Origin of the sequence: Pseudomonas synxantha (assembly GCF_900105675.1) — a bacterium.
Classification (GTDB): domain Bacteria; phylum Pseudomonadota; class Gammaproteobacteria; order Pseudomonadales; family Pseudomonadaceae; genus Aquipseudomonas; species Aquipseudomonas synxantha.
This window is the reverse complement of record NZ_LT629786.1, coordinates 4,254,182-4,279,460: the sequence shown is the minus strand read 5'-3', so window position 1 is coordinate 4,279,460 and position 25,279 is coordinate 4,254,182. Positions and strand designations below refer to the sequence as shown.

Below are 25,279 nucleotides of genomic sequence, written 5' to 3'. Positions count from 1 at the left end.
CATTTAAATGGATATTTTTTTGACGCCAGGTTAACAGTTGGCAGGGACGCGTATGACCACAGGAAGGGGGCGCAGAGAGCGTCGAGCACGGCCAGAGGGCATGGCAATGCAGTGGCGCCACACTTTTCAAACCCGCATTGCCGCGGTGTTGGCGCTGTTGTTGCTGGTGGTCGTGGTCGCGACTTACTTCGCGGTCAAGGCTGCCACTACCCGCGCCGTGGAAAACCAGGCCGAGGTGCAGTTGAACACCGGTCGACAGGTGTTCGAACGCTTGTTGGATCTGCGCGGTCGCCGCCTGCAATACGGCTTGGACTGGCTCACCGTCGACGGTCCTTTCAAGCGTGCGGTGGCCAGCGGCGAGGCCACGGAGATACAAGCGGCGCTGCGTCGGCATGGGACCGGGGTCAGCTCCAGTGCGGTGTTCGTACTTGATCTCGATGACAAGGTCATCGCCAGTACGTTACCAGTGCTGGCTCGGGGCCAGCTGTTTCCCTATCAGGAGGCGTTGCGCCAGGCGCGGCGCAGCAGTCAGCAAATGCTGATCGTGGCGATGGATGGGCAACCCTACTTACTGGTGCAAAAGGAAATGCTCGACCCGCAGCCCATCGCCCGCGTGGTCATGGGCTTCCCCATGGATGCGCAATTTGCCCATGAGCTACGGTCCATGAGCAACCTTGAGGTGTCGTTTCTCAGTGTGCAGGACGACCGTGTCGGCCAGCTCTTTACGACCCAACCCGATGGCTACCGCGCTACGGTCACCAGCCTGCTGCGTGCGGCGCGCCTCGAACCGCAGGCGCAGGTGTATCTGTTTCATGGCCAGCGCGTGCTCAGCCAAGTACTGCCTTTGGCCAACGCCGGTGAACGCGATGAGGTGCGCGTCTTGCTGCAAAGCCCGCTGGACCATGCCCTGCAATCCTTTGCACCGCTGGACCGGCAATTTCTCGCAATTGCCCTGGCGGTGTTGCTGGTCTCCCTGGCGGCGGCGTTGTTGCTTGCACGGCGAGTGTCGCGCCCCCTCGATGCGTTGGTGCAAGCCGCCGAACGCATAGGTGCCGGTGACTACCGCACACCGGTGCGGGTGCGTAGCCATGATGAGTTCGGCCTGCTGGCCCGCGCCTTCAATGCCATGCAAAGCGGTATCGCCATGCGCGAACGGCAACTGGCCCATAACGCCTTGCATGACCCGCTCACTGGCCTGCCCAATCGCGCCCTGGCCATGGAGCGCCTGGGCAGTGCGATCAGTGCGCGGCGGCCGGTGGTGCTGCTGTACCTGGGGATTGAAAACTACCGGGTCATCAATGAAAGCTTCGGCCCCCAGGGTGTCGAGCAAATGTTGCGCGAAGCCAGTCGTTGCCTGTCCATGAGCCTGCTGGCCAGCGACACTGCGGCACGTATGGCCGGCAGTGAGTTCCTGCTGTTGCTGGAAAACACCGGGATCGACCGCGCTGTGGCCCGTGCTGACCGCCTCTACGGACTGCTGACCGAACCCAAGCACATCGGCAACGACGAAGTGCGCCACGAAGTGAGCATCGGTATCGCGGCGTACCCCGCTGACGGGCAGCAGGTAGACGAATTGATCAATCGCGCCGCCATCGCCCGGCATGACGCGGCCAACTTGCCGGGGCATCTGCAGATATACCAGCCGGACCGCGACCTCGCTCACCAACGCCAGATCGCCCTGATCCGCGACCTGCGCCGCGCGGTGATCGAACGCGAGTTGTTCCTGTGCTACCAGCCCAAGCTCGACCTCACCCATGGCCACGTGCGCCAGGCCGAAGCCCTGTTGCGTTGGCAACATCCAAGCTTCGGACAAGTCTCGCCCGCTGAGTTCATTCCCCTCGCCGAGCGTACCGGCAGCATGGGCGGCCTGACCCTATGGGTGATCGAGGAGGCCATTCGCCAAATGGCAGAGTGGGCGCAGCGTGGCTTGCCGATGCAGCTGTCAGTGAATATATCCGTGGATGACCTGGCCGATGATGAACTGGCCGTTCGCGTCACCGCAATGTTGATGCAATACGGGGTGGCGGCCGAACACTTGATTTTCGAAATCACCGAAAGCGCCATCATGCACAACCCGCAACAGGCCCTCAGCGTGCTGGAACAGTTGCGTGGTTGCGGCATCAGCCTGTCTGTGGATGATTTCGGCACTGGTTATTCATCCCTGGCGCAATTGCAGCGCCTGCCAGTGCAAGAGTTGAAGATTGACCAGTCTTTTGTGCGCAATCTCGACAGTACCAGCGGCGATGGTGTGATCGTGCGCTCCACCATCGAGATGAGCCATAACCTGGGGCTCAAGGTGGTGGCCGAAGGCGTTGAGTTCGAGCACAGCCTCACCCTGCTCAAGCGCTGGAAATGCGACACCGCCCAGGGCTACCTGATCAGCCGGCCCTTGAATGCCATGGCGTTCGAGAGGTGGATGAGGCGTGAGCGGGTGCCTATCTAGAAGGCATTTCAATCACCAGGGACTGCAATAGCGCCCACAACCCTTCGACATGCTGGCGCTCGGTGCCCAGTGCGCCGATGGACACGCGCACCATCCAGCGTTCATCGAGGATCGCCGGCGTGACGTAGGCTTTGCCTGACAGGTTGAGCCTTTCTGCCCAGTCGCGTGTGTGCTTATCCAGCGCTTCGCCGCTCAAGCCTGGCGGTTCGTAGCGAATGCACAGGGTTTGCAGGGCCGGCGCGGCCACCAGTTTCCAGTGCGCACTGCCTTCAATCTGCTCCGCCAGCCAGCGCGCATTAGCCAGGTCTCGTCGCAGCCGCGCTTGCAGGCCGCTGACGCCTTGCTCGCGGATCAGGAACCACAGCTTCAGGGCGCGGAAGCGGCTACCCAGGGAAATCCGCCAGTCGCGGTAGTTTCTGACCTGGCCGTCGGCGTTGGACTGCAGATAGCTCGGGTTGGTGGTCATGATGCGAATCAAATGCTCAGGGTCGCGAACGAAGTACACCGAGCAATCGAAGGCTGCGCCCAGCCACTTATGCGGGTTGAGGACCAGGGAGTCGGCGTTTTCGATACCACGCCACAGCGCTCGGCACTCCGGCAGGATCATTGCGGCGCCGGCCATGGCTGAGTCGACATGCAGCCACAAGCCATGGCGCTGGGTCAGTTCACCAATTGCATCCAGGGGGTCGATCGCCATGGCGGCCGTGGTCCCGGTGGTGGCAATCACTACGCAGGGGCGGTTGCCAGCGGCCAGGTCTTGCTCGATGGCTTGCGCTAACGCCTGGGGTGACATGGCGTTGCGTTCGTCGGTGGCGACCGTGCGGATATTGTTCTGGCCGAATCCAGCGAGAATGGCCGCCTTGTTCACTGAACTATGGGCGTGGGCTGAGGTGTAGACGATCAGGGGCGCGCCGCTGTCTTGCAGGCCGTCATGCATCAGCGCGTACTGGGAGCTGCGTTCTCTGGCGCTGATGAGTGCCACCAGAGTGGAGGTTGACGCGGAGTCCTGGATCACGCCGCTCCATTCGCGGCTCAGGCCGATCATGTCGCGCAGCCAGTCGGTGGTCACTTCCTCAATTTCGGTAAGCGCCGGGCTGGATTGCCAAGACAATCCCACCACACCCAAGCCGGTGCTCAGGCAATCGCCCAGTACCGAGGACAGTTCCACGTTGGAGGGGAAGAAACCGAAAAAACTGGGATGCTGCCAGTGCAGCAGCCCGGGCATGATCAGTTTTTCCACATCACCCATGATCTGTTCGAAGGGTTCGGCGCTTTCAGGCGGGCTCACCGGCAGGGCAGCTTTGATCTCGCCAGGTACCGTGGTGGGCTGCACGCCGCGTTGCTCGATGTTTTGTCGATAGTCTGCGATCAGGTCGATCATGGCGTAGCCATGGCGACGGAATTCTTCGGGGGTCATAAAAACATATCCATTTGCAAGCGAGTTAAAAGTATCAGCACCAGAAATAAAACGGTTCGCCAGGGGTATAGCCGATAAACGACTGCATGCTGATACGTTTTCCCGACTCGAATCCGCAAATGGCGTGGGGGCGGCGGGTATTGATGATCACCAGTTCGTTGTTGCGCGGCTGGATACGCAACGGCTTTTGCAAACGGTCCTCGGGCAGTTGTGCGCCTTCGAAACGCTTGACCTCGTCATAGGCAAAGGCCTCGGTATCCCAGATGATCAACTCTCCGCCTGATGGCGGCGTTTCCAGATAAATATTGGCGCTGAATTGGTGTTCCAGTTCCGCGATCGACAGAGGCAGGCAATCCACATGGGGAACCGTTTCCGAGAGGTGCGCCGTCTCGGGAAACATGGCGCGGATAATCCCGCAGAACATCGGTTGGCCTTGAAAAGCTGCGGTGACTGAGCCTTGCGGCCAGATCTCCTGGAGCTGCTCCATCAGGTGTTGGATGGGCGGCTTTTCAGGTGCGCAAATGCTGTCGATCACACCGCGCATATGGGCCGCGTCAGCATAATATTTGGCTTGGGCATCGCTGCCGGCAGCCTTGCCGTAGGTGGAGTTGAACGGGGTGCCCCAGCGATGCACGCCGTAGAAATGCTGTACGACGTGGCCATCCTCGTAGGTTTCATGGCTGTATTGTTCCAGCGTGTCGGCCTCACCGATGATTTGCTTTAACCGCTCGCTGGTTTTGGCGTTCGCAAACTCAGGTATCCGGATGGCAAGTACTTCTCCGCTGATCAGTTGTTTCAGACTGGAAGTGTCGAGGTATTCAAGTTCTATAATTTTTGCTGATTTGCACGTGGTTGGTTTTGTCGCAGCATGGTCCATCATGTTCAGAAGCTCCCTTTAGAGTTTTATCAGTGTGCGTATAGGGTACGCAGGGCGTGTGCACTAAATTAGTTTTAAGGGCGCAGGGGACCGATAGGACTTTTCTTGAAACGCTGGTTTTTTAGCCGGCTGATTAATCGCGTATTAACGATCGTCAATTTTTGGCAGACGAAAAAAAAAGCGGCTACCCATCAGGTAGCCGCCTTTGTTTTACCGCCGGGTCCACTTAATCCGGCAGTTTGAACGCCATCACATAGTCACCCTGTTTGGTACCCAGGGAACCATGACCGCCAGCCATGACCAGCACGTACTGCTTGCCGTCCTTGCCGGTGTAGGTCATCGGTGTGGTTTGCGCGCCTGCAGGCAGGCGGCCTTCCCACAGTTGCTTGCCGTTTTTCACGTCATAGGCACGCAGGTACTGGTCGAGGGTGCCGCTGAGGAACGCGACGCCACCGGCGGTGGTGAACGTACCGCCCAGGCTAGGCACACCCATGGTCAGCGGGATAGGAACCGGCGAGCTGTCACGCACGGTGCCGTTCTTGTGCATCCAGATGGTCTGGTGGTTGGTCAGGTCGACCGCTGCCACGTAGCCCCACGCTGGTGCCTGGCACGGCAGGCCCATGGGCGACAGCAACGCTTCAAGGATCACGCCGTACGGCGCGCCTTTGTTTGGCTGTACGCCTTCGGTTTCGCTGACGCGTGGGCCTTGCTTGGCGATGTCTGCAGCCGGGATCAGTTTCGATTTGAACGCCATGTAGCTCGGGTTCACGAAGGCGATCTGGCGTACTGGATCGACCGAGATGCCGCCCCAGTCGAACACACCGAAGTTACCTGGGTAAACGATCGAGCCTTGCAGCGATGGTGGGGTGAACGGGCCGTCGTAGCGCATCGACTTGAAGTCGATCCGGCAGATCAGTTGGTCGAACGGCGTAACGCCCCACATGTCGCGTTCTTTCAACGGCGGCGGCATGAAGTTCAGGTCGGACTTGGGCTGGGTAGGGGAGGTACGGTCGCCCGCCACTGCGCCTTGGGGTACGGCAACTTCGTGGATTGGCACCACCGGCTGGCCGGTAGCGCGGTCCAGCACGTAGATGCTGCCTTGCTTGGTCGACGCCATCACGGCCTGCTTGACGCCGGCTTCGGTCTTGATGTCGATCAACGAAGGCTGGCCGCCGACGTCCATGTCCCACAGGTCGTGGTGGGTGAACTGGAAGGTCCACTTCACGTGGCCGGTGTCGATGTCCAGGGCCGTCAGGCCAGCGGCGTATTTTTCCGAATCGTCGGTACGGTCGCCGCCGTACTGGTCGGGCATCTGGTTGCCCATCGGCAGGTAAAGCATGCCGAGTTTTTCATCCACGGCGAACATGGACCACATGTTCGGCGAGTTGCGGGTGTAGGTCTTGCCCTCGGCCAACGGGGTGGTGTCGTCCGGGTTGCCGCTGTCCCAGTTCCACACCAGTTTGCCGGTGTGCACGTCGAACGCACGGATCACGCCGCTTGGCTCATCGATCGAAACGTTGTCGGTCACGTGACCGCCGATCACTACCAGGTTCTTGGTCACGGCCGGTGGCGAGGTGGAGTAGTAACCGCCTGGGGCGAAGCTGCCGATGTTGGCACGCAGGTCGACCTGGCCTTTGTCACCGAAGTCTTCGCACATCTTGCCGGTGTCGGCGTTCAGGGCGATCAGGCGAGTGTCAGCAGTAGGGACGAAGATGCGTTTCGGGCAGGCATTCGGCGCGGCAGCCGGGCTGGCGCTGCCGGTGGGGCTCTGCTCGGAAGCGTAGGCAGCGTCATCGTGGTACGACACGCCACGGCAAGTCATGTGCGCCCAACCCTTGAAGCTTTCAGCACCCTGGGTGGTGATCTTCGGGTCGAAACGCCAGATTTCCTTGCCGGTGTCCGGGTCCAGGGCAATCACTTGGCTGTGCGGAGTGCACACGTAGAGCATGCCGTTGACTTTCAGCGGGGTGTTTTCCGCGGTGGTTTCACCGGGGTCGCCTGGGCCAGGGATGTCGCCGGTACGGAAGGTCCACGCGGGCACCAGCTTATGCGCATTTTCCGGGGTGATCTGTGCCAGTGGCGAATAACGATCCCCGTGGGCGGAACGGCCATAGGAATTCCAGTCGCCATCAGCCTGGGCCGGTGCAGCGCTGGCCATGCCCGGCACCGCGTCGCGGTCCAGTTGGCCAGTCTTGACCATTTCACCTGGGTTGGTGAACTGGCTGGCCAGGGCGGTAGCACCGGCCAGCACCACGGCCACGCTCAGCGCGCCAGTGCCCAATGGCGCGGCTTGGCCGCGCAGCAACGGACGGCGAAACCACGGCAGCAGCATGACGATGCCCAGGGCGAACAGCAGGGCCAGGCGCGGCACCAGTTGCCACCAGTCCAGCCCGACTTCCCACAGTGCCCACACGGTACTGGCGAACAATACCAGTGCATAAAGGCCCAGCGCGGCGCGGCGGGTGGCGAGCAGCAACACGCCGGTCAGGGCGATGCCGATACCGGCCAGCAGGTAGTACAGCGACCCGCCGAGCATGCTCAGCTTGACACCGCCGGCCAGCAAGGCCAGCCCCATGATCAGCAGCAAGATCCCCAGCAGCCTGGGCAGCAGGCGGCTTGGGCTTGAAGCCCCATCAGTGCTCATAGTGTGTTTCTCCGTTACGTTGGAATTATGTAACCCCGTGCTTCACTCACTGTAGATGACGATTCGGCTCGGGCTTGGTTCATCGTTATTTTTGATTTTTTCTGTGGATAACCGAGTTATCCACAGGCGGGCAATAACCCTTCCAGCGCTGGTCGAGGTAAGACAGCGCTGTCTTTGCGTATAGGAAAAATTGGCAAAGGGGATCGACCGGGAGGTGAAGCGTTTCAGATTGTTGCGAAGGATAATGCGGCGCGGCGTTTTGAGAAAGGGTGAATCGCAAGATGCATCATTTCAGTTTTGGTAACAGTGACTCATTGTCGCTGCAAAATTTAGGTGGGAGGGCTTGCTCCCGATGGCGGTCGCTATCGGGGGCAAGCCCCCTCCCACAGGGGATTTGCTGTGTGGGTCAGAAGGTGGTGCGGATGCCGAACTGCACACTACGCCCCGGTGCTGGAGCGATGTCGCGCAGGATCGAGCTGGCATAGCGCACGGTCTGGTTGGTCAGGTTCTCGCCATTGACGAAGGCAAGCCACTGGCTCGCACCGACATTGAAGCGATACCCCGCGCTCGCACCGAGGGTGGTGTAGCCATCGGTGCCGCTTTCGTTATCCGGCACGCGCCCTTGGCCTGCTGCGTGTTCCACATCGAGACGCGCCTGCCAACGGTCCAGTTCCCATAGCAAGCCGCTGTTCAAGCGCAGCGGCGCGATGCGTGGCAGGGCTTCGCCGGTGTCCAGGTTGGTGGCGCGGGTGTAGTCGCCCGACAGTTCCAACGCGAACTTGCCGTAGGCGCCTTCGCCGAGCTGCCAGTGATCCTGGGCTTCGAAGCCGGCGAAACGCGCACGCACACCGGAATATTCGTATTCGGGGATACCGCCCGCGTCCTCTTCACCTTCATCGTTCAAAGTGCGCCCCGTACCGAGCAGGCCGATGTAGTTGGAGAAGCGGCTGTAGAACACGCCGAAGCTGCCCTTGTGGGTGCCATTGTCAAAGCGCAGCGCGAGGTCGCTGGACACGGCTTTTTCTTTCTTCAGGTTGGCATCGCCCAGCTCAAAGGTGCCAGTGGCGACATGGGCGCCGTTGGCATACAGCTCATAGAAGGTCGGAGCGCGCTCGGTGTAGCCCAACGTAGCAGCCAGGGACCAGATTGGCGTGAGGGTATACACCGCGCCGGACGACAGGCTGCCGGCGGTGAAGTCATTGCTCTTGCTGGCATTGGCAAATCGCTCGTTGCCCTTGGCATCGGGATCGACGCTGGTGTGTTCCACGCGGGCGCCGAGGCTGAGTTTCAGGCGCTCGGTGGCCTGCATTTCTTCGAGGATGAACAGTGCGCCGGCATTGGTGTCGGTCTGCGGCACGAAAGCTTCTTCGCCCAGGGCCGAGAACTCGTTGCGGGTCACTTGGGCGCCGACCACGCCATCGAATGGGCCGATCGGCTGGTGGCGAGCTTCAACACGGGCTTCATAGCCTTTGTTCTTGAAGATCGTACCGGTCTCGCCGCCTTCGATTTCGCGATGTTCATAGTCGGTGTAGCCCGCGTCGAGTTTCACCGAGGTGAATGGCCCTTGCAGGTTACGGATTTCGGACGCAAAGGCGTAGTGATCCTGCTGCATGCGGATGCGCACGTCCTGCTCGGCCGGCGAGCCGTAGTTGCTGTCGTAGTTGCTGTAGGAGAGCCCGGCATAACCATCGTCCCAGGTGTAGGAACCACCGACGGCGCCACCGTCCTGGCGCCCGTCGCTGTTGCCCAGGCGGCCGTTCTTGCCTGGGCCGTCTTCGGTGTTCGGGGCGTGGCGGCTGCGGGCATAACCTGGGATTTTCAGGTCGTTGAATTCCCGTGCATTGGCATCCAGGTGCAGGGCGAAGGTGCCGTTGCCGGCTTCCAGCTTGCCCGCGCTGCTGCGGGTGGTATCGGCGCCGCCGTAGCGTAACTCGCCGGCGCCGTGGATGCCTTCGATAGCCTCGGTGGGGATGCGGTTGTCGAAGGTATTGACCACACCGCCGATGGCGCTGCCGCCATACAGCAGGGCAGCCGGGCCGCGCACGATTTCAATGCGGTCTACATTGATCGGGTCGAGCGGCACCGCGTGGTCGTAGGACAGTGACGACGCGTCCAGCGCGCCTACACCATTGCGCAGGATGCGAATGCGGTCGCCATCCTGGCCGCGAATGATCGGGCGGCTGGCGCCCGGGCCGAAATACGAAGATGACACCCCTGGTTGCTTGTTCAGGGTTTCGCCGAGGCTGCCTTTTTGTTGCAGGGTCAGCTCATCACCTTCCAGCACTGTGGTAGGCGAGGCCAGTTGTTCGCTGCCCAGCGGGTTGCCGGTGACCACTTGGGGTGGCAGTTCCAGGGCGTGGGCTGGGGAGCTGATCAACAAGGCGGCGGCGAAGGGGGACAAGCGCCAGAGAGAAGGCAGGGACATCGGTTATTCCTAGGTAAAACGACTGATAGATATGGTTACAATATAACATCTCTTTTTGCGTCGGAAAGGGAACTTTTCCTGGCGGGCTATATTCAATGCGATGCTTCCACCTGCACGCCTCGTCGGCTAAGGTGCGCGGCTGTGTTTCCTCTATTTGCAAAAGGCCCGGCATGACCGCGACAAGCAACGACCCGCTCCACGGTGTGACCCTGCAACACGTGCTCACCACCCTGGTTGAACATTACGAGTGGAGCGGCCTGGCCGAGCGTATTGATATCCGCTGCTTCAAGAGCGACCCGAGCATCAAGTCGAGCCTGACCTTCCTGCGCAAGACCCCTTGGGCACGGGAGAAAGTCGAAAGCCTGTACGTCAAACTGATGCGCACCAAACGCCCGCTGGATTGAGGCCATGAAGCGCTTTGTGGCGGTAGCGGCGCTGGCCGGTTGGGTGGGGCTGGCGATCCAGCAATACCTGATCTTCTATTCACGCTGGGCCATCGACGCCAGCCTGATGGGTGGGCTGATCAGCTTTTTCAGTTTCTTCACGGTGCTGACCAACACCCTGGCGGTGGTGGTGCTCAGTTATGCAGGGGGCCAGCGCGACTCAGCGATGAAACGGTTTTTCCTGGCGCCAGTGGTCAGCAGCGCAATCGCCGTGAGCATCGTTGTGGTGAACCTGGCGTATAACCTGCTGCTGCGGCATTTGTGGAGCCCCGAAGGCTTTCAATTCATCGCGGATGAATTGCTGCATGACGTGATGCCGCTGCTGTTTGTGATCTATTGGTGGCGGTGCGTGCCCAAGGGGCAGCTGCGTTTCAGGCACATTGGTGCCTGGGTGATCTACCCATTGGTGTACTTCGGTTATGTGCTGTTGCGCGGGGATTTGCTCGGGCAGTATCAGTACCCGTTCATTGATGTGCTGACCCTGGGTTACCCACAGGTGTTTGTGAATGCCGGAGGGCTATTGGCGGGGTTTGTGCTGGTGGCGCTGGTAGTGGTGGGGCTGGATAAACGCCTGGGCCGGGCGCACTCCAACTGATTCAGCTTGATCCAATGTGGGAGGGGGCTTCAGTCACTTAAGCGTACATCGCCCTCCTACAAAAAGCCTTAACTGACTGACAGTAGGGCAAGCCCCCTCTCACATTTCGACCGTGTCAGCCTTATGCGTCTTCGCTGCCTTCGGCCCGCCAGTAGCCCACAGCCTTCAAGAACTCCTCGTTGACCTTGTGCGTATCCAGCAACACCCGCCGCACCTGGCGTGACAACTTGGTTTCGGTCGCGACAAAACTGTACAGCGTGCCGCCAGGCAGCGTCAGATTGCGTACTACATCGAGCAGATCTTCCTGGCCGCGCACCACCCAAATAGTCTCAACATCCGCAGCACTCTTCAGCACTTGCTGTTCCGCTGCATCGGCGATTTCTATCACCGCCAGCACCTTTCGACCCGCCGGCAGTTCTTCCAGGCGCCGCGCGATGGCCGGGATTGCGGTTTCATCGCCAATCAACAGGTAGCTGTCGAAGATATCCGGCACGATCATCGAGCCCCGTGGCCCGCCGATATACAGGTACTGGCCGACCTGCACCTGCTCGGCCCAGGTGGAGGCGGGGCCGTCGCCGTGCAGCACGAAGTCGATATCCAGTTCACCGATGCTCAAGTCGTAGCGCCGTGGCGTGTAATCGCGCATGGCCGGTTGCGGGCCGTCGCCCTTGATGGTGAATGTGGGGCTTTCCAGTGCGGCTTGTTCGGCGGCGTTCTGCGGGAACAGCAGCTTGATGTGATCGTCACTGCCCAGGCTGATGAAGCCCGCCAGCTCAGGACCGCCCAAGGTGATGCGGCGCATGTGCGGCGTGAGGTCGACCACCCGTAGGACTTGCAGGCGGCGGCGTTTGATTTCGTGGGTAACGCGATGGATGGCTTGAGTATTCATTGGTCTTTCCCGTCGACGATGGCTTGGGCGGTGCCGTTGAGCAGCGCCGCGACACGAACGATTTCTTCCGGGCTCCAACGCCCATGGTGCGAATGCAAGGCATGACGCAGGTTGTGCACCGCCTCGTGGATTTCCGGCGGGCGGTCGTGGCCGCGCAGTGAGCGCTTGCTGACTTCCATGCGCATGCGAATGCCTTGGAGGGCAACCGCCTGTTCGCTTAAGAAGAGACGACCGGCGTCGGTGATTGTGTAGCGTTTTTTTCCGCCTTCGGCGTCACCGCTGATCAATTCGCTCTCTTCAAGAAAGGTCAGGGTGGGGTAGATCACGCCCGGGCTCGGGGTGTAGGCGCCGTCGAACAGGTTTTCGATCTGGCGGATCAAGTCGTAGCCATGGCAGGGCTGTTCGGCGATCAGCGCCGGCAACAGCAGTTTCAAGTCGCCCGGCGCGAACACCCGAGGGCCGCGGCCCGGGCGTTTATCGAAGCCGTCACGGCCATGGTGAGGGTGGTGCTCTCTCATTTTTAAGTTCTCCGTCTCGATTAAGATAGAACTTAAGATATATCTTTTTATTTGGCAAGCTCGGGCGACTGATGGTCGGGCAGCGGCAGGTGTAAGAGGGGGGTGAAAGGAACATCCGCTGGCGCGGTCCGGCAGACGAGCACGCACATTATCTTCGATGCGCTGCAGCCCGCTTCATGACCGGTGGCACAGCGCCTCTCCCGTCGCTTCCAGATACGGCACCAGCATCGGTGCCATGCCCTTGAGCACTTGCACCGGCAAGGCCGAGGTAAAGGTGAAGCCTTGGGCCGAGCTGCCGGGAACGAACGCGGTGAGGGTGCCGAAGTGGCGGTCACCGATAAAAAACACAAAGGTGGCGGTGCGGTTGATCGCCTTGGAGCTGAGTATCCGCCCACCGGCGCCGATGGCTTCGATGCGGTTGTCGCCGGTGCCGGTCTTGCCACCCATGGCCAGGGGCGTGCCGTCGGCCAGCTTGAAACTGCCGGCCACGCGCTTGGCTGTGCCGGCGTCCACCACCTGGGACAGTGCGCCGCGCAGGGCCCGGGCCACTTCCACCGGCATCACGCGCTTGCTGCGGTTGGGATCGTTGACCAGGCGGGTATCATAGGGCGTGCCGGCGCCGAAGTGCAGGCTGTCGATGCGCAGTACCGGCAGGCGCACGCCGTCGTTGAGGATGATCCCCATCAACTCGGCCAGGGCCGCCGGGCGGTCGCCGGAGCTGCCAATGGCGCTGGCCAGGGACGGCACCAGGTGGTCGAAGGGGTAACCGACGGCCTGCCAGCGCTGGTGGATCTCCAGGAAGGCTTCGACCTCGAGCATGGTGCGGATCCGGCTGTCACGGGCGCTCTGATGGCGGCTCTTGAACAACCAGCTGTAGACCTCCTGGCGTTCGAACTGGCTGGCCTTGACCACCTCGCTGAACGTCGCTTCGGGATGCTTGAGCAAGTGGCCTACCAGCCACAGGTCCAACGGGTGGACCTTGGCGATATAACCTTGGTCCGGCAGGTCATAGGCCCCGGGGCCGTAATCCCGATAGAGTTTTTGCAGGCGTTCGTCGCTGAGTTTTTCATTCGCCTTGGCGCCGGTCAGGTGCGCACGCACGAACCGGTTGAAACTGTCCTGGCTGGCGTCGGGCAACAGGTAGCGGTGTACGGCGGCCAGGCGCATGGGCGTGGGGCGCAGGCCGTCGAGAAAAGTATCGAGACGTGCCTGGGTGTCTTTCTTCTGGTACTTCTTCCAGAACTTGCGCAGGTAGGTCGTACCTTCACGGTCGGCGAAACCGGCGAGGTATTCCTGGCGACGCGGGTCGCTGTCGTCCTTGAGCAGTGCCGCGCTGTTGTTGGCGCCAGAGTAGGTGGTGAAGCGCACCAGGTCACGCATCAGGCGAATGAAGGGCAGGTTGATCGACTCGCGCAGGGCGTCACGCAAGGTCGGGTTGCGGTGGTTGTCTTCATTGCGAAAATTATGGAAGTGATGCAGGCCGCCACCGGTGAAAAAACCTTCGTAGGGGCTGGCCGAGTAGGTGCGGTCGAGGGCAGCATCGAGCATGTTTGCCAGGGATTTATCCGTAGCCTGGATCAGGTAGTCGACGGCCCACCGGCTGATACGATCCTGCTCGGCGATGTCGAGTTTCTTCAGGGCGGCCGGGGCCAGTACGGCGTACTTCTCGTGCAGCTCGGCGATGATCTGCAGGTAGGTGGTGAGCACCCGCAGCTTGGCGGTGGAGCCCAGTTCGAGCTTGCTGCCTTCGTTGATGTCGAACGGTTGGTCGGTATTGTCGGTTTGCACCCGCACCCGCGCACCGTCGGCGGTGCGCTCGAACAGGGTAAAACTGTAGCGCACCTGTGCGGTGCTGGCGGGGCTGAGCAAGCGTTCACCGAGCAGGCCGAGCTTGGCGGCATACGCTGGTTCGGCGAGCTGCTTGAGGTAGTCGGTGAGTTGGTTCTGCAAGGAGCCTTGCAAGGTACTGGTGGCGGCCAGGTCGAGGCGATCAAGGTCGTACAGCGGGCGGTTGAGCAGGCCGGCCAATTGGCTGCGCGCCACGCTGATGCCTTTATTGCTGTCGACCCGTTGCAACGTCGGTTGCTGTTGCCAATCACGGAAACTGACCTGGGCAGCCAGCGCCGCCTTGGTCAGGTCGGCATCAATGATCTGATGATGGGCCAACAAGCGCAGGTGGCTGTCGGTCAGTTCGGTCAACTCGTCGCGGCCCTTGATCAGGTAATGGGAAGGACGGCGCTGGGCAATCATCAACGAAAGTACCTGGCGCAAGGCCAGGCCACGTGCGGCGAGGCTGGTCGGGGCTCGGCCAGTGTCCGCCAGCGCCCGGTTGACCTGGGCAAAATCGGCGCCGTACCACACCCGCAGCCCTTCGGCCATGCCGTGCACCTCGCCATGACCGGGCACTGCCGACAGCGGCACGCTGTTGAGGTAGTCGCGCACCACGTTTTGCCGGGCGGCCAGGGTGTCGGGGCCATGCTGGTAGGCGCGCACGCTGGCGGACAGCATCTGGCGGATTTTTTCACTGCCTGACAGGGTCAGGCCGTCGGGTGAGTGGCGGTACTTTTCCAGTTGGGTCGCCAAGGTGCTGCCGCCGGCCGTTTGCCCGGGCAAGTGCAACTGGCGGGCGACTTGCGACCAGGCCGCCTTGGCAAATCGTGGCCAGTCCACGGCCGGGTTGGCCTGGGCCGGGTCGGGGTCCAGCAGTTCGCGGTTTTCGATGAATAACAAGCTGTGCACCAGCAGCGGTGGCACGTCAGTGAAGCGTGCATACAGCTGCGGCGGATAGCTGAACTGATATAGCGGCGTGGCGCGGCAATCGGTGATCGACAACCCGGCCTGGAGTTTCTCGGCGTAGGGAATAAATAACCCATGGCGACTGTAATTCATCAGCGCCTCGGAGAAGCGTGCCTGGGATACGATCACATAGTTGCGCTTGAGCAGGCGCGGCAGGAACTCGCCCAGGGCGCTGTAGCCCAGGCGCTGGTCAAAGGGCCCGGCGCCGGGATACACCATGGCGTCGCTGGCGCCAGGACCGACGCTGTAGGTCAGCTCGCTTGCCCATTGACTGAACAAGCGGGCTTGCCAGTGGGCGCTGCGCATTTCCCGCAACGCGGCATAAGCACCGGCAAGCACAGCCATCAACAGGATCAGCCAACCCAGCCGTCGCCAAAGGCGAGGCGGCGGTTTCTTTTTCGACAAAGGCGCGGGGGACGGGCTGTCGTTGTTGATTGCAGTCTTGCTCGGATCGGTTTGCCACAGAGCGCCCATAGTCGATTGATCCATGCGTGCAGATTGATCGGACTTGTCTAAAGCGTAGACGTAGATTGACGCTTCAGACGGGTGCTGTAGACGGACCGGGCACCGGCTCGGCTACCGCGGTCACCGCAATGTTCAGGCGCTTGAGGCGGCGCACCAGGAAGGCGTCCCCTTTGAAGCTGCCGTCCAGGCGAACGTAGCGGTACCAAGACGGCAAATGGATGCCGTTTTCGATGGCGAACTTCTCGAGGGCGATTCTGTTGCGGTGGGCCGGGTCGCGGGTTTTTTCGTACCAGGCTTTCAGGTGCTGGTCAGTGATACGCCGGTTGTATTTTCCGGTGATGCGCGTATTGAGTATTTTTGATTGCCGGGCCATGCCCCTGATGGTCAGCGCACCATCTCGCTGGACATAGATTTCCCACACCGAGAGCTTCACGCTGTTCTCCTGCCTGAACAACTGCGCGCTCTGGGGCGTTTTATGGGGCGCCTCGGCCCAGCGCATAAAGGTCGAATCACTGAAGGGCTTGGCTTCGAAAGTGAGGCGTTCGATACCCCGGGCCGTTATTTCTCCGCTCTGTTTAACGTGTTGGCTCCAGGTTCTGAACGGGATACCGCGTTCGGCGAAAAATACGGCCGGTGTGAGGGCGGGCGTCTGTCCGGGATTTTGCGCCAGTGTGGTGGCGACGTACACCTGCCACTGCCTGAGCGCTTCGTCCACTTCCTGGCTGGTCTTGGGGGCACCACCGGGCAGGCGTTCCAGGGTGTCCAGCGCCCAGCGCTGCGTGCCCGCGACCCGGCGCAAGCGAAAGGGCGTGCTGGCACCTGAGGGTGTCAGCACCCGTGCGACCACACCATTGGGATCGTAGAGGTTGAACGAATCCTGGATACGCAGAACGACCTCATCGCCCGAGGCGTGGGTGCCGCGCACCAGCAAGGTCGAGGGCGAGCCCGCGGTCCGATAAATGGCATTGCCTTCGGCCAGGGAAGCGCTTGCGGGAATCCCGCCGGGCACTGCCAGGTTGGCGCTCTGGCGTTGGAATTCACGCTGATAGCCCGGCAGGATAGCCTGGCTCATCGATGTTGTACCGCGCGCGCCCGAACCGAGCACCAAGGGCAGTGGGCGCAGGCTGATACCGGCAAGGGGCGCGCCGGCGTTCGCCATCTCGACCATGACCCGGCCCGCAAAGCCATGGCGCACAATCAGCCCGGGGATGTTGCGCCCCAGTTTGCGCAGGGTCTGCAGCGTCAGGCCGCCCACTCGGGCCAGCCATTTCACGGTCGACGCGGCGTAGTGCCCTATGCCTGGGAACGCGCCGAGTGCGGTCAAGGCGATCTCGACGCCGTACATCACCTTGTTGAAGGCGGACTGGCTCTCCAGTTCCTCATTGCTCAGCGTCTGGTCGTCGGCCTGGTTTGCCAGGTACTGGTGATTCTGGCGATACAGCCCGGCGAGGAAATTCTCGGTGTGGGGAGCGAATCGTGGGTTCAACAAGCGCGTACCGGCAGGCAAGCTGGCTTTGAGGTAAGCCTGCCAGGCCGGGGTCTGCGCCAGCTTAGCCAACTCGGCCTCGCTTTTGATCTCCCTGAGCAACTGCCCATCCGGCGCGTCCGGGGCATACAGCACGACAGGCTCTTCGACCGCCGTACCGATCAGCAGCACACCGTTTACCGTTTGACCGCCACGCCCTTCGGGAGCGTCACTGGCGGGATTGAACATCAGCGCCGCAGCGATCACGCTCTGGCCGTCTACGGGCTGGCGGTTTTTTGGATCGGGGGCTGCCAGTACCGCGGTGACCCAGGCGGCGGCTTTCTTTTGCGCGTTGTCACTGGCCAGCGGCGTGCTATAGGCGTCCGGGTTCAGCTCGGCCAATAACGCGGCGTAACTCAAGGTGGCCTGCTGGGCGGCCATCCACGTGTCTTTCAGGGTTTGGGCCTGGCTCGTCATGGGCTGCGGATAGAGGTTTTGCTGGAGTACGTTTTCGATATAGCGCGGGCCGATATCCAGCTCTTTGAGCCACTGTTCCAGCACGTCTTTTGCCAAGGTGATGGGTTTGCTGCGGCCATCGCGCAGCCATTGGCCTGCGGCGTTGGTCAGTGTGGCGTCGAGCTTGTCGTCAGCGCTCCAGGTGAGGCTCTTTTCCCAGGGTTTGGTATTTCTCAGGAGCAGCTGCGTCAGGCTCATCCGCTCGACGTCACCCACGCTTTCATGACTCGAGCCAAAGCCACTGCCGGCGCTGATGCGTACCCGTTCGGTACGGGTGACCAGGGTCAGGTCCGGGTCTGCCTCAGGCCCAGGGCACCCGGCCTTGACGGTGGCGGCCAACGCTTTCAAGGCCGGTAGCGCATTGATCTTATCCATCACCTGTTGCCTGGCGTATTCGCTCAACGCGGGTACGACCTTCCACTGGTGCGCCAGTGCCTGCTGCTTCTCAAGGGCTGTTTGGGCGCGGTTGTGCAGGCGGGCTTTGTCTGTCGGGCTGAGGCGTTTCTCCCAGTTTGGCTGGTGCTCATCGAGCAGCAGTTGGTTGCGCGCCATGAATGCGGCAGATGTGTCCAGCAGTTCCGCCAGTCCGGCACGGCCGTTGTGCTCGACGTCGCCGGGGCCACAGGTGGGCTTGAAGTCGGTTTCGCTCCAGTGTCCGGCCTGGCCCAGCAGGGGCTGGATGTCATCGAGCTGTTTGTCCAGCAGGCTTTGCACGGTATCGGCAATGAAGTCGCCTTCAATCGGCCTGAACACCTTGCTCAGGTGCAGGCCCCAGAGCCCATCGAGCTGCTGGGCCTGGCCGATCGGCAGGGTACAGGCGAGCAGCCTGCCAGCTTCCTCGGCGGCGTCGAGACGGGCGCTCAATCCCTCGTGCAGCATCTGCAAGGTCGGGAATTCTTCAAGCCCCTGGCCGGGGGAAAACAGCACCACTGGGCCATGCACCGTGCTGCCGCCGCTGCCTTGGGTACTCAGGTTCTTGTGCCCGTTGGGCCAGTGGGGCAGGGTTGATAGGCTGGCGTCGCTGGGGGTCAAGACGAAGCATCCAGCCAGTCGCTGGCCTTGAGCGCTGCCGGTGTCGATCGTCAGTTGATACACCCCGGGCCGCCGGCCATGGCTGAAGCGGGCTTCGCGCCGCGCCTGGCTGGGATGCCCCAGCACGCGCTCGATCAACAGCTTGGCGGCCGGGCTCAGGGTATTGTCGATAAAGCGCAGGCGCGCCTGCACGTCCAGGCACTGACGGTACAGGTCGTTGAGCTTGATTTGCGGGCAGCTTAAGCCAGCCACCGGGGGGGTGTGCCAATAGGCGGTGACCTGCGTCGGCAAGCGCGTGCGCAGGGTTCCGACCAGTCCTTGCAGGGTGCCGTTCCAGGCCACTTGCTCGGTTTCGGCTACCGCGCTGGGGCTGGCGAATACCGCCTGGGCAATTGCGACATCCGTGGGTTGGTCCTGCACAGTGTCCGTGGGCAAGCGCCGCAACAGTGCTTCGCGCAGAGGCTGGGAGGATTCCAGGTGGCGGGTGCCCGCACTGTCGCTGCGGTAGCGGTTGACATATAAGTCGTCTGTGCGGGCGCCCGTGGGTAACTGGGGGAAGGTTTCCTCGAGCAGCGTCGATAACACGCTGTCCAATGTCGGGTGTCTGTCCTTGTCCAGCAGGTAGCCGATTTGATCGTTGAGCGAATCCCACAGGTGGATCAGGTGCTTTTGCTGTTCGCTGTCGGGCGCGGTGTGGGCTGTGGCGGTGAATGCCATGGGGTCGAGGGCCGCGGGCAGGCGCTCCAGCAGCGCCTTGTTGCCCGCCAACGGCAGCGCCAAGTGGGTGTGCAGCGTGTCGGTCAATGCCTCGAACGTGGTGTTGGGGGTACCAAAGGCGTGGGTGATATCCGCCTGCTGCTGTTCGCGCTGGGCGTGAAGGCAGTGGCTGAACACCGGCCCGGTGATCGTGGTAAAGCGCAGGTTCTGCCCGCTCTTCAAGACTTCGCTGGCGCGCTCGCGTTCGCTACTCGGCACGTTGGCCAATAACAGGTGTTTGTCTGTGCCGCTGACCAAGCGCCTGCTCAAGGTGTTTTGCAGGGTGAAAAAGTCCTTGAAGGTTTCGCCACCATATTGCGGGGTGTACAGCACCGCCGGCAGCGTCGAGTGCAATTGTTCGCTGAGGATGAACGCCCCGTTGAGCGGCACCGACCACGTGGGCGTCTGTGGGTCATACAGGGTGAGGCTGACCGCCCGCGGCGGGGTCGCGGCCCCCGAGGTTTCATGCAGCAGCAGGTTCTCGATCAATTGCCGGCCTTCGGCCAGCAGTGTCAGGTCCGGGTGCTTGGCCTGGCGCGCGTTGAGCAGTTTCAGGTCCGCTTCGATACGCATCAGGTCACGCAGCTGTTGGCTTACGGCATCCTGGACACTGAGGGCGCCAGTGAGCGGGTGCGGCCCGGACCAGAAATCCCGGAGCCTGCGTTGATAAGCCAGCAGGCTGTTCTGGCGCAGGTCATCGACCAGCGCATCCAAGGCCGCCACTTCAAGGGCGGCAAACTCGCCGTTCGTGCCTGCGCTCAACGCGTCGCGGTAGAAGCCCATGGCCGGACCGTCGGGCGCGGCTTGCGTCGCCTTGGCGAGCAGGGTGGGTGCGGCGCCAGTAACAACGGCCGCTTGCACGACCTGGGTCAGGTTGCGCGAACGCGTGATACGCGGCACCTGCGAGGGGCTGTCGTAGGTGTATTCATTCAAGTACAGCGCATCAGGGTTCAGAAGCTGGTCGGGCAACAGTTCACCCAGTTCCTGGCGCAAGGCGGCGCTCAGTTGCGTGGCGAACAGCGGCTGGCAATCAAGCAGGCTCTGCAAGCTACTGGTGCACAGGCTGAGTTGGCGCAGCAGCTCTTCATGGGTAGGGGACGGGAGTGCGGGCATATCCAGGGTTTTCCGTAGTGTGGGTGATCCGTGCGGGCCTTTGCACAGCTGTCGAAGAAAACGACCGGCCCACACTACGGAGCGCGACGCCGGCCCAGAGGGTAATTAACTACCTCAGCGGGACTCGCGTGGCGGGGCATCGACAGCGGTAATTGTCTATGGCAATGGGGCGAAGGGCAGGGCGTAGCGTTGCCGTTTTAACCGGATGGAGAGCGCTCATCATGACCACCCTCAACCCCGCCCCGGCGTCGCCACGCCAGGCGGCTATCGAACAAATCCACACCCTGCTGCATCCGCCGCCGTCGTTGCGCACGGTCGCGCAGCAAAGTGCCCAGGCTGACCTGGACCAACACTTCGGGGCAGCAACCTGGCATGCCGAGCGGCTTTATATCGGCACGCCGGACGAGAGCGACGACGCCCTGGTCTACCAGCCTCTGGTCGATTGTTTACTGCAGCGCCTGGCCACGGCCAAGCCGCTGCAGCTGGTGCAGGGTTACCAGGTGGTTGTGCAGCGCCAGCGCGAGGTGTTCGTGCCCGGCGGCCCGACCCTGGCGCAACTGGAAGCCCTGGTCAATCGCTGCGGAGCGCTGCTGTTGGGGGCCTATGCCCGGCACCTGCAAGCCTGGTGGCGCGAAGACTTGCCGGTGAACATGACGCGTTGGGGCTATGTGTCGGATGACCTGCTGGCGTTGCTCTATGAAACCCCGCCGCCGCCAGGTTTTACCGCGCAACGTTTTGCCAGCGTATTCCCCAGGCACTTGCTGCGCCCCAGCCGGCCTGACCCGCAGTGGAGCCTGCACGGTGATGCGGTACGCGTGCAGGCCCTGTACCTGCGCGGCGAACCTGGAGCGAATGACGCGGCGCAGATGCTGCCGTTGCTGGTCCTCAGCCATGGGCCGCAGCGTGTACTGTTCAACCCCGCCACTGGCCTTCATCCGTTGCCCCGCCTCGAAGATGTCGCCACGCGGCTGGCGGCCTATGCCCCGACGCCCGGCGCGCTGACCCAGTGGTTTGCCGCCGATGTCGAGGGCGATCCGTTCGACGCCTTGGCGGCGAGCTACCTGGCGCAGCAACTGCGCGATATCGACCGCATCGACCGCAGCATCCCCCTGGCGCCCGGGCAACATCAGGCGCTGCTCAACTACATCACCGACGCGCGCCGCTGGTTTGTCTCCCGGCCCAGCGAGTTGCAGCGTAACCTGCGCAATGTCATGCCGCTGTGGCTGGCCCAGGCCAGCGACGCTGACAGCATTGCCTATGCGCGGCTGCTCCAGGCCTGGGTGCTGGCGCGCCAGGACAGTGCCGGGGCGCATTTTCTCGAGGGTATCGGCTCGATCCAGCAGTTTGCCGACAACGTCCTGCAAGCGTGCTTGAGGCGCGAATCCAGTGCCCAGGAAGTACGCCCCGGCAATATCCGCCTGACGTTCAAACGCGTGGTCGCCGCCGCAGTGCCGGTGCAGGGCGGTTTCATCGCGGGTGAAGTCGACCCCGTAACCGTCACCCTTACCGAGTTGGCTCTGGAGAACCTGGCCGGATTCCCCGCTACCCCCACGGCGATCACCCTCGACAATGCGAAGGCCCCGGCATGGCTGACGTACAACCTGCTCAAGGGTTGCGTGACCCGCGCCAATGTCGGCCAGGCGTACCCGGATCTGCTCAAGCAGAAACTGGTGGATGACCCGCAGCAGTCCACCCGCCGCCTACAGCTGTTCAGGCGCCAACTGCGCGTGCAGCTGCCGATGCTGGCGCTGGAATTGAAGATCAAGGGCGAGCACGGCCTGACCCGGCAAGGCTTCAAACGTGTACATGCCGTGTTGCAAGCCAAGACCGCCGACCGCCAGGTCGACGGCCAAGCGATGGCGTTGTGGCCGCTGGCTTTCAAGGCCTCGTCGGACGCGGCTGAGAATGTGGTTGCCAACCAATTCATCATCGGCCCACGACGGCTGCAGACCGGTATTCACCTGCTGTACCGGCCCTTGCTGGAACCGATGTTGCTGGAGTTTGTGTCGATAGGCGCCTTGTTCGCCGCAATCAAGGCCCCAGGCCCGTTGCAGGACGGCGCGCTGACCTGGCTCGCCCCTGGGCGCCGGGCGGTCTATGCCAACGGCGGTTTTGACGAACCGCATATACGTCGCTTTCTGGCGGGTGATGAGTTCACCCAGTATGAAAAACCCGCACCAGCGCAACTCGCTAAACAGGTCAGTGCCGAGGGGCCGACCAGCCAGGTGTTCAACGCGACCGCCAAGGCCCTGATGGCGCTGGCCGACCGGCAATCGGTGTCAAATACCGAACAGCGCTGGGCCAGTTTGAAACAGGCCGGGTGGTTGCTGTTCGGCGCTGTGCTGCCGTTCGCACAGGGACCCTGGATGCTGGGCGGGTGGCTACTGCAACTGATGGACAGCTTGAAACAGGATGTCCAGGGGCTGGCCAGCGGCGATGAGCAAGTGCAGAGCGCGGCGGTCGTGGATGTAGTGATGAACCTGACACTGATCCTCGCCCACCAGGGCGCTCCTTACGATCCACAACAACAGGTGCCAATGGAGCATCCGCTGTTTGCGCCCTTGGCACAGCCCGAAGTTATTCCAGGGCGGCCGGTGCCGACGCAGATCCCGCTGCCTGCGACCTTCCGCGCCGCCGCCGGCTGGGCCAATGCCCGCTCGACCTTGACCGCCGCCCAGCGGGCCCGACTGCGCACCCTGAGCCTCAAGGCGTTCGCCGAGCCCTGGCCCGAGGCCCTGCCCGACGCCGAACAAAGCGGCCGCTGGCGTGGCTTGTTGCGTGATACCACGCACACCCCGGCCCAGTGGCAGGCCCTGGTGCGTGGGCACTTGTACCGGGTCCAGGCTGAAGAAGGTCGCGTGCGAGTGATCAGCGCCGATGGCGCCACCCTCGGCCCCCGGCTCAAAGCGCTGGGCGAGGGCCGCTGGGATGTTGATTTGCGCCTCTACCTGGACGGCGGCAATGCCGACAGCGTGATTCAAAGTGCGCAACAGGCGGCGCTGGCTTCACTGCCCACGCTTGAGCGTGAGTACCTTGAGGCAAGCCAGGCACGCATACGCGCCCAGGCAGCCATGGAAGTCGCGGGGAGACTGATGCGCCAGGCCGCCCCCCTCAGCGATGAGCAACTTTCCCAGGTCCGCGAGCGCTATCGCACGGAAGTCCAGAACAAGGTGCGCCTCTCCCAGCACGAGCTGCAACTGCTCACGCGACTGCGGGAGATCAAGCCACGGCCCCATTACGAAGAGGATCTTTGCGAAGTGCTGGAATCGCTGATTCTGGCCTTGCTGCTGCTGGATGCCCAGGTCCGGGAGCACATGCTGCGGATCAATGCCCAGGTCAGGCCGCTGTTGGAGTTGTTGGAAAACGAGAGCGCCGAGGAGGCTGAGTCAGATATTAACCATCAAGCCCATATCCGCCTCCAGGCGCGGATGAGCGAACTGGTGGTGGTACAGGCGTCGGCGATTGAGTGGCGCACCCTGGAAATCAGTGCCATGCATCAATTGCGCAACGTACCGCGCCTGGGGCGTGATAGAGCCGCTGCGCTGGTGGCACAGATACCCGCGCGGCCGTCTAACGTGGACCTCAAGACCCTGCAAATGACCTCCCTGTGGGGCCTGAGTATCGATGCCGGCGGCCCGCCACTGGAAGACGAGTTCTACCAGGGTTTGAACCAGGTGATGAACCGGGCCCGGTGTGCCAGCCGTTCCCTGGCGGACCTGGAGCAATTGGCCGTGACCCGCGATGAACGCATCGAACTGCTTAAAAGCTTCAGCCAGGTGTATGCCTCGACCGACGATCATATCGAGTTCTGGCGCGCCATGACGCCGGAGAGCTTTGACTTGCCCTATCTGCAAAAGCTCCAGTCGTTGCTGGGTGGTTTGCGCAAGCAGGTGGAGGAGGAGCTGGCGGGGCTGCTGGCTGTGGATGCGCCAACCGCCAGTGCGCCTGTGGCAACCGCAGCGCGGCAGAAGAAGATCATTCGTACACGCAATCGTGATGTGTATGTGGCCCGCTTCAAGGACCGCGCCCAGGGCAGTGGTGCCGAGACGGCGGAACTGGTGGATGCCAAGGACAATGTGATCGCCACCTTCACCGAGGCGGCGGACGGCGTCTGGGATCCCGAGAAGCAACCAGCCCCGCGTTCCGCGGCCGATCCGCAATTGGGCGCGTTGATGAACAAGGGGCAGCGTCTGCTGCGCGATGTCGACAAAGCGATCCTCAAGGTGCAAGCGCTGGCCGCGACCTGCACGCCGGCGTCCCAGCAAGCGTTGCTTGAGGAGCAGGCCACCAGCCGACGGATGGTGGCCGACAGTATTGCCGGCAAACTGCGCAGCCTGGACCATTCGCGCTTGTCGGCCGTGCAGCTCGGCAATGCCAGGGCCCGGGAAGGCGAGCTGCGGGCAGCGGCGCTGCGACTGGAGGCGGCCGGCGTGCAAGCACGGGTTCGCGCCAGCAAACTCAAGCTGGACAGCACAGAGGACCTGGCTTTTCTGCACAGTCTCAACGAGGTGACCATCATTCGCCAGGACGCCCGCGTACCGCTTGAGGGCAAAACCCGAGATTTCCTGCAGGTATACGTGGTGGCGGATGCCCATACCGAACAACCTCTGTGCTATGCTCACTTTCACTATGAACGCAGCCAGGGCCCGGATGACCACTACACCGCCGCACATCTCAAGAGCCCCGAGCAGGAGCGCCTGGGGCGCCAGGCCCAGGCCGAGGTCGAGGCGCAAGCCTTTGCACGTATGCGTACCGGCCAGGCCGGGCGCGTGCGCCAGACCCTGGAGATTGATCGGGCGAGCATTTCGCGGGCGTTGGCCAGGCGCGTGTTTTTCAGTGTGGATTAGCCTTGGCGACTGATGACGGCTCGCTTGCCAACAGCCCG

General features: G+C 62.3%; 12 protein-coding genes. 4 read left to right on the top strand and 8 right to left on the bottom strand.

Annotated features, from left to right (window positions below; all coding sequences use genetic code 11):
• Positions 1–106 precede the first annotated feature (106 nt).
• Entirely contained in the window at positions 107–2,443 is a 2,337-nt protein-coding gene (locus tag BLU48_RS19865) for a putative bifunctional diguanylate cyclase/phosphodiesterase (protein ID WP_057021439.1), read from the top strand.
• On the opposite strand, the gene BLU48_RS19860 is transcribed toward BLU48_RS19865, so the two are convergent.
• From BLU48_RS19860 to BLU48_RS19845, 4 genes are all read right to left on the bottom strand, one after another.
• Positions 2,436–3,860: a pyridoxal phosphate-dependent decarboxylase family protein gene (locus BLU48_RS19860; RefSeq protein ID WP_057021438.1), complete on the bottom strand. Its 1,425-nt coding sequence runs from the start codon at positions 3,858–3,860 to the stop codon at positions 2,436–2,438. The genes BLU48_RS19865 and BLU48_RS19860 overlap by 8 nt on opposite strands.
• 34 nt (positions 3,861–3,894) lie before the next feature.
• Positions 3,895–4,740, bottom strand: coding sequence for a 2OG-Fe(II) oxygenase (locus BLU48_RS19855; RefSeq protein WP_057021437.1), 846 nt, complete (start codon positions 4,738–4,740; stop codon positions 3,895–3,897).
• A 223-nt stretch (positions 4,741–4,963) separates the two neighbouring features.
• Complete coding sequence (locus BLU48_RS19850; RefSeq protein ID WP_043048685.1) at positions 4,964–7,381, bottom strand: glucose/quinate/shikimate family membrane-bound PQQ-dependent dehydrogenase; 2,418 nt, start codon at positions 7,379–7,381, stop codon at positions 4,964–4,966.
• A gap of 406 nt (positions 7,382–7,787) precedes the next feature.
• The gene (locus tag BLU48_RS19845; protein WP_057021436.1) at positions 7,788–9,806 is read right to left on the bottom strand and encodes a TonB-dependent receptor; all 2,019 of its coding nucleotides are present in this window, start codon (positions 9,804–9,806) and stop codon (positions 7,788–7,790) included.
• 170 nt (positions 9,807–9,976) lie between these two features.
• Between BLU48_RS19845 and BLU48_RS19840 the strand changes: the two genes are divergently transcribed.
• Both BLU48_RS19840 and BLU48_RS19835 read left to right on the top strand, forming a co-directional pair.
• Entirely contained in the window at positions 9,977–10,210 is a 234-nt protein-coding gene (locus tag BLU48_RS19840; RefSeq protein ID WP_043048686.1) for a VF530 family protein, read from the top strand.
• Positions 10,211–10,214: 4 nt separating this feature from the next.
• Positions 10,215–10,844 carry a Pr6Pr family membrane protein gene (locus BLU48_RS19835; protein ID WP_057021435.1) on the top strand — a complete coding sequence of 210 codons (630 nt, stop codon included), beginning with the start codon at positions 10,215–10,217 and terminating at the stop codon, positions 10,842–10,844.
• 121 nt (positions 10,845–10,965) lie between these two features.
• On the opposite strand, the gene BLU48_RS19830 is transcribed toward BLU48_RS19835, so the two are convergent.
• From BLU48_RS19830 to BLU48_RS19815, 4 genes are all read right to left on the bottom strand, one after another.
• Positions 10,966–11,733: a siderophore-interacting protein gene (locus BLU48_RS19830; protein WP_057021434.1), complete on the bottom strand. Its 768-nt coding sequence runs from the start codon at positions 11,731–11,733 to the stop codon at positions 10,966–10,968.
• Positions 11,730–12,251, bottom strand: a complete 522-nt coding sequence (locus BLU48_RS19825) for a PadR family transcriptional regulator (protein WP_046071113.1) — start codon at positions 12,249–12,251, stop codon at positions 11,730–11,732. The genes BLU48_RS19830 and BLU48_RS19825 overlap by 4 nt, the downstream gene beginning before the upstream one ends.
• Positions 12,252–12,425: 174 nt before the next feature.
• Positions 12,426–15,521, bottom strand: a complete 3,096-nt coding sequence (locus BLU48_RS19820; RefSeq protein ID WP_057021433.1) for a transglycosylase domain-containing protein — start codon at positions 15,519–15,521, stop codon at positions 12,426–12,428.
• Positions 15,522–15,585: 64 nt separating this feature from the next.
• Positions 15,586–20,394, bottom strand: coding sequence for a dermonecrotic toxin domain-containing protein (locus tag BLU48_RS19815; RefSeq protein WP_057021432.1), 4,809 nt, complete (start codon positions 20,392–20,394; stop codon positions 15,586–15,588).
• Positions 20,395–20,615: 221 nt separating this feature from the next.
• Between BLU48_RS19815 and BLU48_RS19810 the strand changes: the two genes are divergently transcribed.
• Entirely contained in the window at positions 20,616–25,241 is a 4,626-nt protein-coding gene (locus BLU48_RS19810; protein WP_057021431.1) for a hypothetical protein, read from the top strand.
• The last annotated feature ends 38 nt before the right edge of the window (positions 25,242–25,279 follow it).

Coding starts and splice junctions, on each gene's coding strand:
- BLU48_RS19865 (WP_057021439.1), top strand. CDS start 107: ATGCAGTGGCGCCACACTTTTCAAACCCGCATTGCCGCGGTGTTGGCG.
- BLU48_RS19860 (WP_057021438.1), bottom strand. CDS start 3,860: ATGACCCCCGAAGAATTCCGTCGCCATGGCTACGCCATGATCGACCTG.
- BLU48_RS19855 (WP_057021437.1), bottom strand. CDS start 4,740: ATGATGGACCATGCTGCGACAAAACCAACCACGTGCAAATCAGCAAAA.
- BLU48_RS19850 (WP_043048685.1), bottom strand. CDS start 7,381: ATGAGCACTGATGGGGCTTCAAGCCCAAGCCGCCTGCTGCCCAGGCTG.
- BLU48_RS19845 (WP_057021436.1), bottom strand. CDS start 9,806: ATGTCCCTGCCTTCTCTCTGGCGCTTGTCCCCCTTCGCCGCCGCCTTG.
- BLU48_RS19840 (WP_043048686.1), top strand. CDS start 9,977: ATGACCGCGACAAGCAACGACCCGCTCCACGGTGTGACCCTGCAACAC.
- BLU48_RS19835 (WP_057021435.1), top strand. CDS start 10,215: ATGAAGCGCTTTGTGGCGGTAGCGGCGCTGGCCGGTTGGGTGGGGCTG.
- BLU48_RS19830 (WP_057021434.1), bottom strand. CDS start 11,733: ATGAATACTCAAGCCATCCATCGCGTTACCCACGAAATCAAACGCCGC.
- BLU48_RS19825 (WP_046071113.1), bottom strand. CDS start 12,251: ATGAGAGAGCACCACCCTCACCATGGCCGTGACGGCTTCGATAAACGC.
- BLU48_RS19820 (WP_057021433.1), bottom strand. CDS start 15,521: ATGGGCGCTCTGTGGCAAACCGATCCGAGCAAGACTGCAATCAACAAC.
- BLU48_RS19815 (WP_057021432.1), bottom strand. CDS start 20,394: ATGCCCGCACTCCCGTCCCCTACCCATGAAGAGCTGCTGCGCCAACTC.
- BLU48_RS19810 (WP_057021431.1), top strand. CDS start 20,616: ATGACCACCCTCAACCCCGCCCCGGCGTCGCCACGCCAGGCGGCTATC.